This is a genomic window from Kribbella sp. NPDC049227 (assembly GCF_043197265.1).
Lineage (GTDB): Bacteria > Actinomycetota > Actinomycetes > Propionibacteriales > Kribbellaceae > Kribbella.
On record NZ_JBICST010000006.1, the window covers coordinates 672,529 to 688,156 of the forward strand.

Here is a 15,628-nt window from a genome sequence, read left to right on the forward strand (position 1 = left end):
AAGGTGGCCACAGCCAACGAAGTACAAGCCGTGGTCTTCGACCTGGACGGCGTCCTGGTCGATTCCGAGCCGCTCTGGGACGAGATACGGCGAGCTGTCGTCGCAGACGCCGGTCGAGCCTGGCCCACGGACGCGACCCGGGCTCTGCAGGGCATGAGTACGCCGGAATGGTCCGCATACCTGATCGATGTCATCGGCGTACCCGGCCGGCCAGAGGACGTGGCCGCGATGGTCATCGACGCCATGGTCGCCCGCTACCGCAAGAACCTGCCGCTCTTACCCGGAGCCATCGAGGCCGTGGAGCGGCTCGCGAACCGCTGGCCGTTGGGCCTGGCGTCATCGTCACCCCGGCAGCTGATCGCGACCGTGCTCGACTCCGCCGACCTGGCCAGCCGCTTCCAGGTCACGGTCTCCACCGAGGAAGTCACGGCAGGCAAACCCTCACCAGCGGTCTACAACGACGTCGTACGACGGCTGGCAGCCGACGCGTCCCGAGTCGTCGCGATCGAAGACTCCAGCAACGGCCTCCGCTCCGCATCCGCCGCAGGAGTCCGCGTCATCGCCGTCCCCAATCCGACCTACCCACCCCAGCCAGACGCCCTCGCCCTGGCAAGCACTGTCGTCGCATCCCTTGACGACCTCACCCAGGCACTCGTCGCATCACTGGTCCCTCAGACCTGAGGATCCATCACGGTGGCAGTCTCCGGTATCTAGGCGACGCTGAGGACGCTTGCCCACCACCTCAACCAAATCCATTGCCAGCAAGAGCTAACGGGCAGCCGCTCTAGCCCGCTGTCAAGTCGAGGCCGATGCCGGACGGGGCCAGAAGGGTCAGCTGGTCGTAGTCGATGGTGTAGGTGACCGCAGGCCCGAGGGTGGCCAGGATTGCGGTCTGCATGGCGGCGGTTTCGGCTGTGCAGGCGCGGTCCGTGATGGCGACCTCGCTGAAGGTCAGTTCGGTGTTGTTGCGGGTGACGGTGCCGGAGAGTTCGTTGCATCCGCTCCAGCCGATCAGGCGCCCGCCGTCGAACCTGATCCACGCCGGCTCGGCGCGATGGTGGTACTGGCGCAGATCGGCGTTGGTGATGGTGGTGACGACCTCCCACCTGCTCGCCTCCGCCGCAGTCCCAGGTGGGCGATCGACATCGAGGTCCAGGCGTGTGGATACGGTGCGTGTTGCTCCTCGGACACGGTTGCTAACCCATGCAGGCGGGAGTGATCGATACTTCCGCCACCTGCCCTCGGTGGTCATAAGCGAAGACACTCGACGCACTCGCGCCGGATGACCCTTACCGCGAACGTGTCGACGCGCTGCGAGAGCGCTGACCCGGTTGGGCGAGCAGAGCGACGGCCCGGGCGTGGCAGTCGAGGCGATGACCGCAGGTCGGCCGCGCACCCGTTACACCGCCGGCGTCACGGCTGGCGTCGTACCCAAGGTGCGACGGCTCCTGCCGGATCGGGTGTTCGATCGCATAGCTCAACACCTCGCTGCTCCGTCGAGTGAGGCTCAACGAACTGGTGCTGTCCTCGGAGGTTGCCGGATGGAGCTGGGATTCAAGTTGATTGCCGGGGCCCATGGTCCGGTCGATATCGTCGAAGGCGCTGCGGGCGGAGGAGGCCGGGTTCGACTTCGTCGAGGTGAGTGATCATTTCCACCTGGGTGAGCGAGCAGGAACATTCCGGCTTCGCGTTCTCGATCGGGAAACGATTCTGGTAAAGCCCGGAACATGACGAATAAATTCATCAAATGAATGGTCCATCCGAGGCGTCGACAGTTGATGCTTGAATTACAGCCCGACCGCGAACGCGGCATATCAAACACTTGCTTCCTTGACGGCGCATTGGAGCGGGAGGATTGTTGAAGGTTGACGCTGCATCGGGTGACGAGGCGTCTGGGGGTTGCGGTCGGTCGGCGTCGACGATGGGGGCGGGTGCGCAGTCCGTGCGTCCCGGGGCCGCTGCTGGTGGCAGGACTCCTTGCACTGTCACGGCGTGTGGATTGATCACCTCGGCATCACGGGAGGATCAATGCAGCCGAAGACGGTGGAAATCAAAATCACTCTGGCGGCCGAGGAGTCCGGCTCACAGATCGACGACGCGGTCACCCAGCTGGAGCTCACGGACGCCAAAGAGTGGACGGTGGTGTTCTGCGAGGACGTCACCCCAGCGGCGGCGACGACGGCGCTGCTCGACATCGGAGTCGTGCTGCGAGTGCGCGGAAAGTCCGAGACCACGGGTGACTCGACGATCAAACTCCGTCCCAGCCGGTGGTCCCAGCTGCATCCGGACTACTTCGAGGACCGGGAACGCGAGCCCGAGCGTGAGGAACTGAAGATCGAGGCGGACTGGTCAGGTCCCAAGCGATCGCTCGCAACGTCGATGACCGTGAAGTGGTCCGACGCCCGACTGTCGGCTGCCCAAGCCGGTCAGCTTCCGGCCACCCGGCTGTTCAGCGACGAGCAACTGAAGTTCCTCGGCGCGTGCAGCCCGGGCAGGGTCAACCTCGCAGCGGTCAGCCTGCTTCCACCGGTCGCCGCCACCCGCTGGGACGAGTTCAAGGTCACGGGGGTGAGCAGTGAGGTGCGCGCCGAACGCTGGCGCGTCGACGGCGAGCTCGACTTCCTCGAACTGTCGATCGTTGCACCGCCGGCCGAGGCGGTCACCGAACAGGAAGCGCTGAACGCATTCGTGACCGACCTCGCGCTGCCCGTGGACAAAAGCCCGTTGAACAAGACTCAAAGGGTTCTGGATTATCTGATCGCCAAGTCGCTTCGCGGGCAGTGAGAGACCGACCATGACCGGACCTGTCGTCGACATTCACTGCCACAATTTCAACGCTGACGATCTGCCGGTGCGAGGCTTCGTCCAACATGTGGCATTGCACGACTCGCTGTTGAGTCCGGCCGTCGCCGGTCTGCTCGATCTGATCGTCCAGAAAGGTGCGCCCGGGTACGACGAGGAGAAGGCTCGGCTCGACGCGCTGCTGGGGATGAGCACCTTCGGCGACCGCCTCGAAGGTGTCTTGCCGGCGCCACGCATGGTCGATCCGCTCGCGCAACTCGAACTCGAGGTCGACACGGAGCTACGAGAGCTCGAGGCCAGCGGCCTCGACCTGGGCCACTACATCTCGGCGGACCCGCTGGGCCGGAGCAGGATCGGCGAGGAAGCCATCGCTGCGGGTGAGCCGGTCTACGTCCCGTTGGACCCCGTCGATCAGATCGTCGCCTAGTACCAGTCGAGAGCAGGTGCGGTTGACCATGCGGACCTTCGCCCGAGAGTCCCGGGTATCCCAACAGAACCCACCGACGTCGGAGTCAGCACGAGAATCGGCAGACCATTGGCAATCCCCCGCAAGCTCGATCCTCGATTTGCAGCGCAAGATCGGCAATCAGAGCGTGGGGCGCCTACTGCAAGCAGACGTCGGAGTTCCCGGGACGGCTGGTCTCGCGGTGGGCCGCGTGGACGATCCGAGCGAAGTGGATGCGGATCGCCGGACGGAGCAGATCCTCGGCACCGAGCCGCTCGGCGACGGCAAGCAGTCGGCGACTCTGACGGGTCCGACGCCGTCCGGTGGATCGACCGCTGCGACAGGTGCGCCGCTACCGGCCTCGACACGCGCGTTCTTCGAGCCGAGGCTGGGCGCAGGGCTCGGGCAAGTCCGCATCCACAGTGGTCCGCGGAGCGCCGAGTCGGCGGCACGGCTCGGTGCGCGCGCGTACACCGTCGGCAACAACATCGTCTTCGGGCGTGGGGAGTACGCGCCTGGTGCCGCCGGTCAGCGGCTGCTCGCGCATGAGCTTGTGCACGTGGCGCAGCAACAAAGGCAGCCCGGCGCGCCCATCCGCCGACAAGTCACACCCGCCGGCGCACCGGTGCAGACCTTCGCCGACACGCTCGACTACGACCGCATCGCGAAAGACGTGCGGAAGGGCGTCGAGGGCTGGGGCACGGACGAAGAAGGCGTGTATCGCGCCCTGCAACGCGTCGGTCGTGATCCGGAAGCGGTCAAACGCCTTCAGGAGAAGTACCGGCAGAGGTACAAGGCCGAGCTCGTCGCCGACATCCGCGACGACTTCAGCGGCAGCGAGCTCGAGTACGCGCTCCAGCTGATCAACCTCGGCGACCCCACCAGCGACCAGGCGATCCTGGCCGGGCCGCCGACGACCGATGCAGAGCTGCTCAGCGCCGCCCAACGCCTCCGCAAAGCGGTGGAACCTGACGGCACCGACGAGGAGGCCGTGTACGCCGTACTCCTCCCGTTCGGCCGCCAGCTCCAGCTGCTCAACAAGCTCAAGCGCCAGTACGCCAAGGTCTACAACGAGGGACTGGCGGACCGGATTCGCTCGGAGATGAGCGGGTCGGAACAGGACTACGCCCTCTGGTTGCTCGGCGAGCAACCGATCGAGCGCAACGACAAGGGCGCCGAGGCCAAGGCCCGGGACGTGCTGGCGTACATCAAAGCCGAGGCCGCCGCCCGCGCCAAGACCCCGGGCAGCATCGACACGTCATCGAAGTTCTACCAGCGACTGTCGACGAAGTACCTCGTGGACTACTTCGCCTCCCCCACCGCGGCCCGCGGCAAGGAAGCCGCCGAGGAGCGGATCGGCGCCGCGCTCGAGGGAGCGACCGCGGTCGTCGGCGGCCGCCAGAGGCTGGTGGTGCGGGTCAAGGGCGGCGCGTGGCGTCTGCCTACGAGCGAATGGGAGGTCAAGGCGATCACCTGGCTGAACGGACAGCAACTGCCGTCCCAGCTCGGCCGGCTCAAGGCGCTGCCGATGTTCGCCAATATCCTTGCCCTGCCGACGAAGCTCGGTGCCGCGACCGACATCCTCGGCAAGGAGAACACCGACAAGCTCGGCTACCTCGACATACCGTTCCTGATCGGCGCCGCCAACACCGAGATCGCCGACTTCGACGCCGACGTCCTCGGTGGCGGCAAGAACATCTCCCAGCTGATGCACTGGGCCACCGGGGTCAAGTATGCCGCTCAGAACCAGCTCGGACTGCGCGAGCTCTTCCTGGCCTACGAGCTGTGGCACCTCGAAGGTTTCGAGGTGTTCGGGCAGGACGCGATCAACGACATGATCGCCGAGAACCAGGGCCGAATGCTCGGTGCGGAGCTGCTCAAGGGCAGCGCCGGCGCACTCAAGCAGGCATCCGACCTCGAGCCGTTCCTCAACACCTCGTTCCGCGAGTCCCGCGCCTGGGTCGGGGCCCTGTTGCGGTACCGGCGCGACCAGCTCGACCGGTGGATCACCGCCAAGCAGCAGCAGCCCGCCAACTTCCACTACATGAACAAGGTCGACATCTGGCACTCCCTCACCGTCTACCAGCAGCTGGCCGACGGCGCGAGCATCGAGGACCTGAAGGCCTCCTCGATCGTGAACGCCGCGATCGAGATCTACACGTTGCTGTACGAGGCCGACGAATGGGAGAAGGCGAACGGCCCGATCGTCTTGACCCAGCTGGAGAAGGCGCTGATCCAGGGCAAGCTCGACACGATCCTCGCGATCATGGCGAAGGCGGAGGAGGGGAAGGCGTCGACCGGGGATCTGCTGAAGGCGAAGTCGCACATCGACGACCTCAAGTAGGAGGGCGGTAGGCGGCCAGCGAGCGGAGGGTACGGACAAGGAGGCCGAGGGTCAGCTGTTCGGTGGCGTGATCGAGTCCGAGGCGGTTGGCATGGAGGTGGACGAGGCTGGGAGCCAAGTCCTCGGGTGACTGCAGTCCGATGCCGTCGGTCCAGTAGGACCGCAGGGCTTCGACGAGGGGTTCCAGCGCGGCCCGGCGGCGGGCCAGCACCACCTCGATGGTGTCGCCGGCCTCGTCCCAGCCGGCCTTGTCCCAGGCGCCTTGTAGTAGAGCCCTCATCTGGTCCTTGCGTTCGCGGAACCTTGGGCCGGCCGAGGTCTCCCGACCGGCAAGTGCGCCGGCCCATCGTGCTCGCTCGGCGTCGTCCTGGCCGGCCAGCGATGCCAGCAAGTCGGCGATGCTGACAAGCCCGACCTCGTCGCGACTCAGCTGTCTGGTCGCTCGCAACAGGTCGCGGACGGCCGAGCTGTCACAACAGGCGATCGCCTCGCAGACGGCGGTTGTCTCCGGGCCGCCGTAGCGTGCGATCTCGCGTTCGTAGGTGCTGAGCTCGAGACGGGTCCGGGCTCCGGATCCGATGGCATACGCCGCCCATCGGGTCACCTCGGGCAGGACGCGTTCGACGAGTACGGCGGGGTCTCCGTGGAGACGCAGGCGCAGTTGGCGGTCGGGGTCGGAGTACCGGACGAAGAACCAGCCGTCGGCGTCGCCGCGCTCGACAACCCCGTCGGCCAGGTCTCCGAGGGAACCGATCAGGAGCTCGTCCTCTGTCCGTTGGGGGCCGTCGAGCGCGAGGTAGAGCCAGTCGGACCCCGGCGGGCGCAGGCGGTGCGAGTCCTGCTGTCTCGGCAAGGTTCGAGCCTTCGTACGCGTGACAGGACGCGAGCGCACAAGGGGTACGACGAACTCCGTCATCAGCAGGCCGCGCGGACCGGGGAGCCAGCCGTCGTCGGGTCCGGGCAGCGCTTCTTGAACGGTCAGCGAATGCGGACCCATCGCCGCGCGCAGCTGGACCTGGTGCGAGCAGTCGTCCAGGTCCAGCAGCAGACGGTTGTCGCCGCTGGCCAGATAGACCAGTCGCGGGACCCGCCACTCCGCCCGCCACGCCTCGAACCGCTCGGCATCACGATGGCTCAGCCGCCACTGCGCCGGCGACAGCACCACCCGGCCGTGGCGGACGCGCGGCAGGAACGGCATCCCACTCATCGCGCCCCAGTCGAAGTCCGAGAGGTACGTCGTACCGTCCGTCGTCAGCTCCAGCAACGCCCGACACACCGGCGGCGCTGCAGCTGGATTGAGCATGTGTCCCGCGGTGAGGACGAGGGGACGATCCACGGCGTCCCACCACACTCGGAACCGGCCGTCCACCAGTCCCACGGACAACTCGTCCACCTGCACGACCCGATCGGGCGGAAGCGTCGGCGCGACGCCGACCGGTAGCTCGTACTCCCTCACCATCGGACGTACGGCGACGTTCGCCGTCCGAGCCCGCAAGGGCCGATACACCATCTCAGCCACCACCTCGTCGCCACTGCGTACCGCGGCCTCCTGGGCAGCCACCTCGTCCAGCAACTCGCGCGCCTCCGCTCCGAGCAGGTCTGCGAACCGACCGAGCCCCCGCCCGGCCTCCTGCGCACCAAGATTCGGACCCACCACCAACAGGTAGTCACCCTGGTCAATCGCCGCGCGGTTGCTGGCAGCAACAAAAACACTCAGCTCGACCGACACCGGTAGGCGTTCGGCATCCACAACCCCACCCGACAGCCGCTCGATCAACTCCTCATCAAGCACCACCTCACGGCTGCCATCACGAATCGCCGCAGCTGCCAGCTCTCGCAGCACTTCCACCCGCCCACCCGATCCCCCAGACTCTCCGTCCCCACGGTGAGCCGACGGCAGCCCGAGCCCGAACCGCGGATCAAGCAGCTCCAGCAGCCGCACCCGGCCGTCAGCCCCGTACCGCCGACGAAACGCTGCCCGGTAACCGGCCAGCGGCGTCCACCCAGGGTTCGGATGCAGGCGGAACAGCAGGTCGGCCGCGCGGCAGACGTCGTCGGCGACCGCCATGCCCACCCCGGTCCGGGACAGCGGTAGGCCCGTATCCACTTGTAGGTCAGCCCCACGATCCTGGATCGCCGCCAGGACCGCCCTGGCGTCACCAAGTGCTGCCGTGGCGGTCGTGCCGTCGGCGAGGTCGACCCGACGACAGGCCGCGCCCACCTCGATCAATTGCTTCACCTCAGCCGCCTGGGTCGCATTGAGGTCGCTCACAACCCGCTCCAACGGGTCGCCGATCAGGGAGGGGCGCAACGCCGGGAGCAAGAACTGCTGCTCGGACACTTCACTCAGGAGGCGGTCTACCTTCGCGGGTGTCGCAGCTGGGCGTTCGGCGAGGAGGTGCCGACATAACTCATCGGTGGACAGGCCCTTGCCGCGAGCGAGTGCCAGTACCCGGCGGACCACCGGGGTCGCGCGCACTGACACGTCCGGTCCAGAGCGGACTCCGCCGGTGCCTGGGTCGGCCAGGTAGATCCTGCCCGCGTGCTCGAACGCGCACGTGTTGGCGTACACGCGCAGGCCCGGGCCTCGGCCCAACTCCTCAATCGCCTCCGACAACCACTGCATGTCCGGGCGAGTGCGCGTGGGCCGACGTACCGGATCGACCTCGAGGTCCGTGCGCTCGGCCCAGCTGGCCAGGCCCAGCGCAGCGAAGGCGCCGAACGGGGTGGGGCGGGTAGCGGCCCGGATCAGGTAACGCTGCAGAGCGGCCAGGGCGGTTGGCGGGGCCTTGGCGGGCGACGGGGCCGACGCCAGTGCGGCGGTCAGGTCTGGAGAGGCGACTGCTAGCGCGAACTCCACTTCGCTGTCGGCCAGCCAACGTTCGGCGTCGAAGTCAGTGCCGAGGTCGGCGAAGGTCGTGGCTGGTAGCAGCGGTGCACGGACGACGAGGCCGCTGAGCACCCGGTAGTTGCTCATGACAGGAGGAACATTCGGTCCCAGGCGTTCTCGCCCGGCAGGTCGAGCAACGCGAGCGCGATCCCGGGCGCGCCGTCCAGCAGTCCCGGATGATCCACGAGTACGCCGCCGGGCTCGATCCCGCGCACGCCGAGCAACGAGTCCGGGTCGTAGGTCGCAGCGATGTCGGCGGCCAACGTCTCGACGGTGCCGTCGAGCGCGGGATCGGAGAGGTCGACGGCGAAACGACGCAGTACCTGAAGCAGTCCAGCGCTTCCGTGGCAGAACGTTGGCGTCTCCAACCACCACTGCTCCGGACGCCGCCGCGCGATCCCACGGATCGTGTCGGCCGCAAGCTCACGCCAATCGCTCCGCCCCAGCGCAGTCCCCGCCAGCCAAAGACTCCGCGAGACCCCAACCGCCCCGTAACACCACGCCGCCCGACCAGGCTGCTCGCCACCCACCTCCAGCTCCGCGGGGTCCAGGGCGACGGCGTCAGGCCAGTCGGGTGTGCCGACTGACGAGGTTTGATGGGCGACCAGCCAGTCAGCGGTCAGTTCGATGGCTTGGCTGGTTTGGGGGATCTCTACGCCGGCCAGGAATGCGAGTGACAGGAGCGCCAGTGGGCCCGGAGCGCCGTGGGCCAGGCCGCAGTTGTGGTGGCCGTTCGGGAATGTCGTCCGTAGTGTCCCGGCCGTCAGCTCGAAGGGGGTGTGCCAGCGCCGAGGGTGGTTGTCATCTGCCAGCAGCCGAGCCAGGCCGGACAGGGCCTGGATCAAGGGCTGATCGTCGCCTCCCTGTGCGTGCCGGGCAAGCAGGTAGACGCCCACGCCTGTCAGCCCGGAGACGAGATCGTGCTCGCCGGCTGCGCATCCGTCCGCAGCGGCCAACCGGTCGGCGGCTTCCTCGACGTACGGCGCCAGCGTGACGTCAACCGTCTTCAGCAAGCGCCCGTACCGCGGTCGACCCGCCGCGAGTTGGACCGCCGCGAACCCGAGCCCAGCCAGACCCGAGAACAGCGACAGGTCATAGGGATCGGCCGCCGCCGAAGCCACCGCGAGGTGCTGGTGTCCCCTTCGGTCCCAGCCCTGGTCAGGGAACCGGCGGTCGAACTCTGCGCAGAGCAACGCGGTCCCGGCCGACCCGTGCGCCAGGCTCGCCGGTCGCCATGGCAGCAGGGCGGCGTACTGCGACTGCCTCGCCGACGCCTCGATCGCGTCGGCCAGTACCGCCGGATCAGTGACCCTGATGGCGATGTTTTCGGCAACCTCTGCCGCGATCACGGCTCGTGGCAATTCGATCGGCACGTGAAGCAGTGCGTGTTCGCGAAGGTCTGGCAGACACCACACGTCTCCTGGCAGGTGGCACCACAGGTCTCGGGGCACGTCGCACGACAGGTGTCGGGGCACGTCGCACGACAGGTATTGGGGCAGGTTGCGTGACAGGTGTTGGGACACGTGGCCGGGCAGGTTGCGTGGCACGTGTTCGGGCACGTCGCGTTCTGGGTGTTGCAGGTCTCGTTGGGGATGTCGCGGCCGGTCGGCAGGTACAGAACAATGTCCTGCGGACCGCCGAGCTCGCCGAAGGCCAGGTCGAGATCGAACTCGTCGAACTCGGCGGCGAGCTCTTCACCCGCGGTCATCGTCGCCGTCCTGCATTGCCCCGTCCTCCAGGCCGGCCACCCGCGCGGACAGCGCCTCGGTCGCGGCCCGCAGCTCGTTGACCGCACCCACGAGTACGCCGGCCAGCCCGGAGTAGTCCACCGCCATCAGCCCGTCCGGTCCCATCGGTACGACGAGCTCCGGGAACGACGAGGCGACGTCCTGCGCGACGATCCCCGCGTGCCGAGTCTCGTCGCCGGTCCCGGCCCGGACGAAGTTCACCGCGCGGACGTCGGCCAGCCGGTCGAGTACGCCGACGTACTCCCGGACGTCCGACTTGACCCGCAGATCGGACGGGTTGCAGAACACGGTCGCGCAAATGGTGCCGGCGGCATCGATCGCGAACTGAGGATTGGGTTTGTTCACGCCCACCCGGCCCTGGACGAAGACATTGTGAGAGACCATGAGATCCGATCCGAGCTGGGCATCATCGCTCACCGAGAGCTTCGTCAGCTGGGCGTCACCACTCGCGCTGAGCGTGGTCACCTCGGCCGCACCGTTGACGGTCAGCGCGGTCACCGTCGCACTCAGACCCCGAAGCTCTCCAGCCGCGGTGAGGTGACCGTCCAGCGCCAGATTTCCAGCCACCGCAAGGTCGCCGCCCGCAGTCAGGTTCGCTCCCACGGACAGGTCGCTGTCGAGCTGGACCCCGGCGGCCACCGTCAGGCCCGCGGCGAGCGACGTCGACCCACTGACGCGAAGGCCCGCCGCGAGATCGACTTCGCCAGTGCCCAGGACCGAGAAAGCCCGCCGGCCGGGCCCGGTCGGCGCGAGGACGTTGAGGTCCGCCCCGCCATCGGTGCGGGCGGCGAGCTCAGCAGTAGGCACCTGGGTCACTGCCGATCCCGTCGCGTCGAGGCTGGGCAGGCGGAGCTCGACACGACTCGCGGGAACCGAGACGAACCGACGCGCCCCGGGCTGGAGACCATCGACGACTCCCCCGGCGCCCAAACTGACCGCTGCAAGCACGAGTTGCAGACCGTCGTCCACGAACGTTGCTGAGTCCACGAGCCGCAACCACGGCGCCTGGTGCAGCACCAAGAGTCCGGTGGTCGACTCCTCGACCTCCCGCCAGGTGATCGTGAACAGCAGGTCGCCGGCCAGATCGGTGGTCTCGAAGGTGACCCCGGTCGACGCGACCTGCACGGTCGGGATGTTCTGTACGCCGGTCGGGCCCACGAACGGATCGACGATCGCGAAGCCGCCCTCGGCCAGTACGACGATGTGCCCGTCCAGATCGACCGCGACGCCAGGGGCCAGCGTGATCCCGGTCGACCCCATGGTCGCGGACACCTGCAGCCCGCCGGCCACGCCGTACCCGTACAGGGCGGCGTTCCGCGCCGCGTCCGCGGCCAGCAGATATCCCTCGACATCGGTCCGCGACTCCGCGCGCGACGTCATCCCTGACCGCGGTGTCGGATTCGGGCCACTGACGTTCCAGTACTGCGTCCGCACCAGGCCGGTGATACCCATCGATCTCTCCTCTCGCGCCTACCGAACCCTCAGTACCCGCTCGTCCTGCTCGGTCTCTTCCGGTACGTCGGCCAGCTCCTGGAGCACCTGGATCGCCCCGCTGATCCGCAGCAACGTCTCCCGCAACGCCGACTCCTGCTGAAGCAGCTCCCGCAACTGCCCCTCACCCAGCGCATACTCCCGCCGCAGCTCTCCCAACCGCGCCTGCAACCGCTCATCACTCATCGCCATCACTCCGTCGACTCGTTGCCGGCAGCAACCGGCTGGCCAAACAGCTCCTGCTCGAGCTCCGCGCCGTACAGCTCCGGGTGCAGGAAGGGAGCGTCCTGGGTCCCCGGTTTCGGCGTCTCGGGGACGATCCGGTGGGCGTTGGCCCAGGGGTCCTGTCGTACGCCGGTGACCAGCCAGTGCACCGTGACTCGGCCAGGATCCGACCGGACCTGCCACCGGTGGCCCGAGACCTCCCCGACCACCGTGACGTGGGGCTTTTCCCTGCCCACCGGGGTCAGCGTGCAGGTGACGTCGCGGTTCAGGGCCTCGAAGTACGGCGGCAGTTCGATCCAACCGAAGCCGCCGAGGTCGGTGACGAGCTTGCCGGCGTAGATGTTCAGCATCTCCGGCGACTCGACGAAGGAGTGCGACAGGTACTTGCCGGCCGGATCGACCGGATGGTCGATGGTGAATCCGCCGCCGGACTTCGACAGCGTGCCGTTGACCCTGACATCGCCTTCGAACTGCCCGGCCCAGAGCTGGCCGGTCGAGCGGATGCCGATGTCACCGCTGGCCTCCACACCCACACCCCGGAACAAGACCGGCGTGGGGAAGGGCCCAGGGCCCCCACCCGGCCGGCTGATCCGGCCGGCGGCACGAATCGCGGTGAAACCGTCGACGTGCAGCCGGGCCGCCGTTGCGGCGGCGCCGATGCCGATACCGACGCCGGCACCGGCTGTGTCCATGACGATGCCCCAGCCCGCGCCGTTCGCACCGTAGAAGCCGACGTGCGTGTCGTCGAGCATGCCCACGAAGCCCCGGTCGGCGTCCTGGTGAAACCAGATCCCGGCGGAGAAGATCCCGTTCGACCGCACCCGCATTCGGCGGAACACATCCAGGCCGACGCCGTCGGAGCTTGCTGCCGCGACCGCCCCGGGCCGGACCTTGAGGACATCCTCGTGCGACCACAGGCGGGCTTCGCCGGCCTTGGCGTACCAGACCCAGCGCTGACCGCTCTCGGGGTTCTCGACGAACGAGCTCATCTCGCGGTCGGAGAACGAGTACCCGCCGCCGGGACCACCGCTGTGTACTTCGGTCCCCTCGATATGCACGTCCCGCGCCGATGCCGCGTCCCCGAGCCCAACGGCGAGCCTGCCGGTCCGAACCGGTCCGCCGACCGACAGGGTGCTGCCGACCGTCGCAGCGCCGCCGACCGTCAGCGACGGGGCCGTCAGCGCGCCGGAGAGCCGAGCGTCGCCAGAGCCGGCCGACACCCGTAACGCAGGTATTGCACCGCCGAGCAGCTCTAGTAGGACATCGCCGTTCGGCTCTGCGCCGAGTGTCGCGACCGGGGCTTGGCCGACCGATCCGGCTGTAGAGTGCGGTGCTCGGAGCTCGACACGTCCTGTCGGGGAAGCTGTGAGTCGTCGGAGTCCCGGGGCCAGGCTGGTGATCAGGCCGGCGGCGCTCAGTTCCAGGCCGGCCAGGACTACGTGCTCGCCGGTGTCTGGGAACGTGTTTGCCGGCAGGAGACGCAGCCACGGGGCGTGGAGCAGGGTCGGCGAGTTCCCGCTGTCCCGTTGCACCTCGCGCCACGTCAGCGTCAGCACACAGGACCCAGCCGATCCAGCAGTTGGAAGAACCACGCCGGCCGGGCCGACAGCGACTGTCTCGACGTCGAGGACTGCTGTCGGGTCCACCGCTGGGTCTGTCACCGCGACACCCGCCGCGGACAGCACGATCGTCCGGCCGGACGCGTCGAACGCCACCCCCGCCGACACCGTTACCTCGCCGGCACCAACCGTCGCGGACACCTCGAGCCCTTGCGCGACGCCCCACGTGTGCAAGGCCGAAGCACGTGCGTCCGTCATCGGCAGCAGGTACTCCTCGAGATCGATCAGGCTCTCGCCATGCCCGGTCGCCCCTGCCCGCACCGTGTGCGTCGGGAGGTTCCAGTACTGCGTCCGCCGTACCAGGCCCTCAACCACCGGACCGCTCCTCGCCGGTCGCTGCCATCTGCTGCCTCCTGAGTCGATGCGTGCGGTCAGAGAATCGAGGTGTTCAGGGTCCAGAGCGTGTGGGCGGGCTTCTGCTCCTCGACGATCGAGCTGATGTTGCCGACCGCCTGGTCGAGCACTCGTTTGCGCTCGGCGGGGTCGTCCGGCAGCCGGGACGTGGTGAAGTGGATCGACACGTCGAACTCGAACGGCCGGACCCGGCCCCAGAACGGTTCGAGCCCGGAGGTCTCCGGCTGCCCGGGGTCGCTGACCACCAGCCGGTCGCCGACCGCGGTCATCCCGGTGGGGTACACGAACTCGCCCGGTGCGGTGATCCGAGTCGAGGTCGCCGGATTCGCGGTCAGGTCCACCGTCAGGATCGCGGCGGGCTCGGCAACCGGGCAGATGAACGGATCGGTCGCCGACGGCGCGAAGGGTTTGAGCCCCACGTCCAGCACGTACAGGCGCCCGTCCCGGGTGCGCGCCAGTGCCGCCGGCGCGACCAACGGATTGTCCGGCGGCAGCAGGACCGTCTCCCGCCACGGCGTGTTCCTTCGATCCACTCGCAGCAGATTTCCTGGCATACCCGCCGCATCGGTCGGCTCCTGGTCCCCGCCGTCTCCGAGCAACAGCGTTCCGTCCGCCTCGATCACCATCGACAACGGCTCGACAGCCTTGGTCAGCCTGGTGCGAGTAACCGTCGGCGGGCTGGTCGGCCGCACGGTGACCACCGTCGGTCCGGGCGCCTGTGGCGGCCGTCCGCCCCGATCGAGCGCAAGCAGGTCGCCGGTCGCCGGATCCACGGCCAGCGCGACCATCCAGATCGCCGTACCGGCCACCGCCAGGTTCGCCACCTGTATCGCAGCAACCCCGCGGAAGGGCGCCGGTATGCCGAACAATCGGCCGGTGCGGGTCAACACATAAAGCGTCTCGGGTACTGCGCCCCGCGCCGGAGCCAGCGCGACCGAGACCACGTCCTTCAGGTTCGCGGTATCCGGGGCGAGCGGCGCCGGCCGCGGCGGCACACCCGACAGCTCGTAGCGGCCGGCGGGGTCCAGGTGCCATACCCGGCTTGGCAGTTTCACCAGCACCTGCGCCGTATCAGGCAGGCCGATGTCGCCGACGAAGAGACTCCCGTCAGTCCCCGCTGCGACGCACCATGGCCTGGTGAGTCCCTCAGAACGCACGACACCCGCGATCACCACGGGCCCCTGGGAGACGAGCGCGGTGACCGTGGACAACGCACCGGTCCGAGGTACGACGCTCAACAGCCGCGCACCGTCATCGACGCTCACCCGAGGTCGCGCTTGTCCGACCGCATAGAGCTCGAGGTACTGGTTCAAACCTGTCTTGCGTCCGCGCAGCCGGTAGATCTGCGCGATCTCCGCAGTCACCTTGCGGCGCTGGTACTCCTCCCACAACGGGACGCCCTGCAGGGTCGGGAACTCCAGCGCCACCCACGACGCCAGCCAGGGCAGGAACTCGGGCGGCGTCGTCCAAGGGTCGAAGAGCCGGTGCAGGTCGGCGATCTCGTCGCTCAGCGCGGGATGGACATGTGTCTTGGACGGGTCCTTCGGATCTACGTGCTCCAGCAGGATGTCGTCAGGCATCCCGGTCGCGATCTTCTCGAAGATCCGCAAGGCCGAGCCGAGGCGGAGGCCGTGCTCCGACTCGTCGACCAGCGGGTCGTCCCGCCACAGCACCGGCGGCAGGTACGCAAGGTAGCTCGACTCTGACATG

The 15,628-nt window shown here is 68.1% G+C and carries 12 protein-coding genes; 4 read left to right on the forward strand and 8 right to left on the reverse strand.

Going from position 1 to position 15,628, the window contains the following annotated elements; translation table 11 throughout:
• The first annotated feature begins 3 nt into the window (after nucleotides 1-3).
• Nucleotides 4-681 (forward strand): HAD family hydrolase, encoded by a 678-nt coding sequence (locus ACGFH6_RS29235; RefSeq protein WP_393390375.1) that lies wholly within the window; start codon nucleotides 4-6, stop codon nucleotides 679-681.
• Nucleotides 682-784: 103 nt separating this feature from the next.
• Here ACGFH6_RS29235 and ACGFH6_RS29240 read toward each other — a convergent pair whose 3' ends face one another.
• Nucleotides 785-1,252: an META domain-containing protein gene (locus tag ACGFH6_RS29240; RefSeq protein ID WP_393390377.1), complete on the reverse strand. Its 468-nt coding sequence runs from the start codon at nucleotides 1,250-1,252 to the stop codon at nucleotides 785-787.
• A 776-nt stretch (nucleotides 1,253-2,028) separates the two neighbouring features.
• Between ACGFH6_RS29240 and ACGFH6_RS29245 the strand changes: the two genes are divergently transcribed.
• The 3 genes from ACGFH6_RS29245 (at nucleotide 2,029) to ACGFH6_RS29255 (ending at nucleotide 5,591) form a co-directional block, all read left to right on the forward strand.
• A complete protein-coding gene (locus ACGFH6_RS29245; protein WP_393390380.1) occupies nucleotides 2,029-2,784 on the forward strand; it encodes a hypothetical protein in 756 nt (251 codons plus the stop codon).
• A 10-nt stretch (nucleotides 2,785-2,794) separates the two neighbouring features.
• Nucleotides 2,795-3,229: a hypothetical protein gene (locus tag ACGFH6_RS29250; RefSeq protein ID WP_393390382.1), complete on the forward strand. Its 435-nt coding sequence runs from the start codon at nucleotides 2,795-2,797 to the stop codon at nucleotides 3,227-3,229.
• A 229-nt stretch (nucleotides 3,230-3,458) separates the two neighbouring features.
• Nucleotides 3,459-5,591, forward strand: coding sequence for a DUF4157 domain-containing protein (locus ACGFH6_RS29255; RefSeq protein ID WP_393390385.1), 2,133 nt, complete (start codon nucleotides 3,459-3,461; stop codon nucleotides 5,589-5,591).
• Here ACGFH6_RS29255 and ACGFH6_RS29260 read toward each other — a convergent pair.
• The 7 genes from ACGFH6_RS29260 to ACGFH6_RS29290 are packed head-to-tail and all read right to left on the reverse strand — an operon-like array spanning nucleotide 5,584 to nucleotide 15,627.
• Nucleotides 5,584-8,568, reverse strand: coding sequence for a lantibiotic dehydratase (locus ACGFH6_RS29260; protein WP_393390388.1), 2,985 nt, complete (start codon nucleotides 8,566-8,568; stop codon nucleotides 5,584-5,586). The genes ACGFH6_RS29255 and ACGFH6_RS29260 overlap by 8 nt on opposite strands.
• Entirely contained in the window at nucleotides 8,565-9,854 is a 1,290-nt protein-coding gene (locus ACGFH6_RS29265) for a lanthionine synthetase C family protein (RefSeq protein WP_393390391.1), read from the reverse strand. Before ACGFH6_RS29265 ends, ACGFH6_RS29260 begins: the two co-directional genes overlap by 4 nt.
• Nucleotides 9,827-10,189, reverse strand: coding sequence for a hypothetical protein (locus ACGFH6_RS29270; RefSeq protein WP_393390394.1), 363 nt, complete (start codon nucleotides 10,187-10,189; stop codon nucleotides 9,827-9,829). Before ACGFH6_RS29270 ends, ACGFH6_RS29265 begins: the two co-directional genes overlap by 28 nt.
• Nucleotides 10,176-11,681: a tail fiber domain-containing protein gene (locus ACGFH6_RS29275; RefSeq protein WP_393390397.1), complete on the reverse strand. Its 1,506-nt coding sequence runs from the start codon at nucleotides 11,679-11,681 to the stop codon at nucleotides 10,176-10,178. Before ACGFH6_RS29275 ends, ACGFH6_RS29270 begins: the two co-directional genes overlap by 14 nt.
• A gap of 18 nt (nucleotides 11,682-11,699) precedes the next feature.
• On the reverse strand, nucleotides 11,700-11,906 hold the full coding sequence (locus ACGFH6_RS29280) for a hypothetical protein (protein WP_360454306.1): 207 nt from the start codon (nucleotides 11,904-11,906) through the stop codon (nucleotides 11,700-11,702).
• 5 nt (nucleotides 11,907-11,911) lie between these two features.
• The gene (locus ACGFH6_RS29285; protein WP_393390400.1) at nucleotides 11,912-13,879 is read right to left on the reverse strand and encodes a hypothetical protein; all 1,968 of its coding nucleotides are present in this window, start codon (nucleotides 13,877-13,879) and stop codon (nucleotides 11,912-11,914) included.
• Between the two features lie 56 nt (nucleotides 13,880-13,935).
• Complete coding sequence (locus tag ACGFH6_RS29290) at nucleotides 13,936-15,627, reverse strand: phage tail protein (protein ID WP_393390403.1); 1,692 nt, start codon at nucleotides 15,625-15,627, stop codon at nucleotides 13,936-13,938.
• Between the last annotated feature and the right edge of the window lies 1 nt (nucleotide 15,628).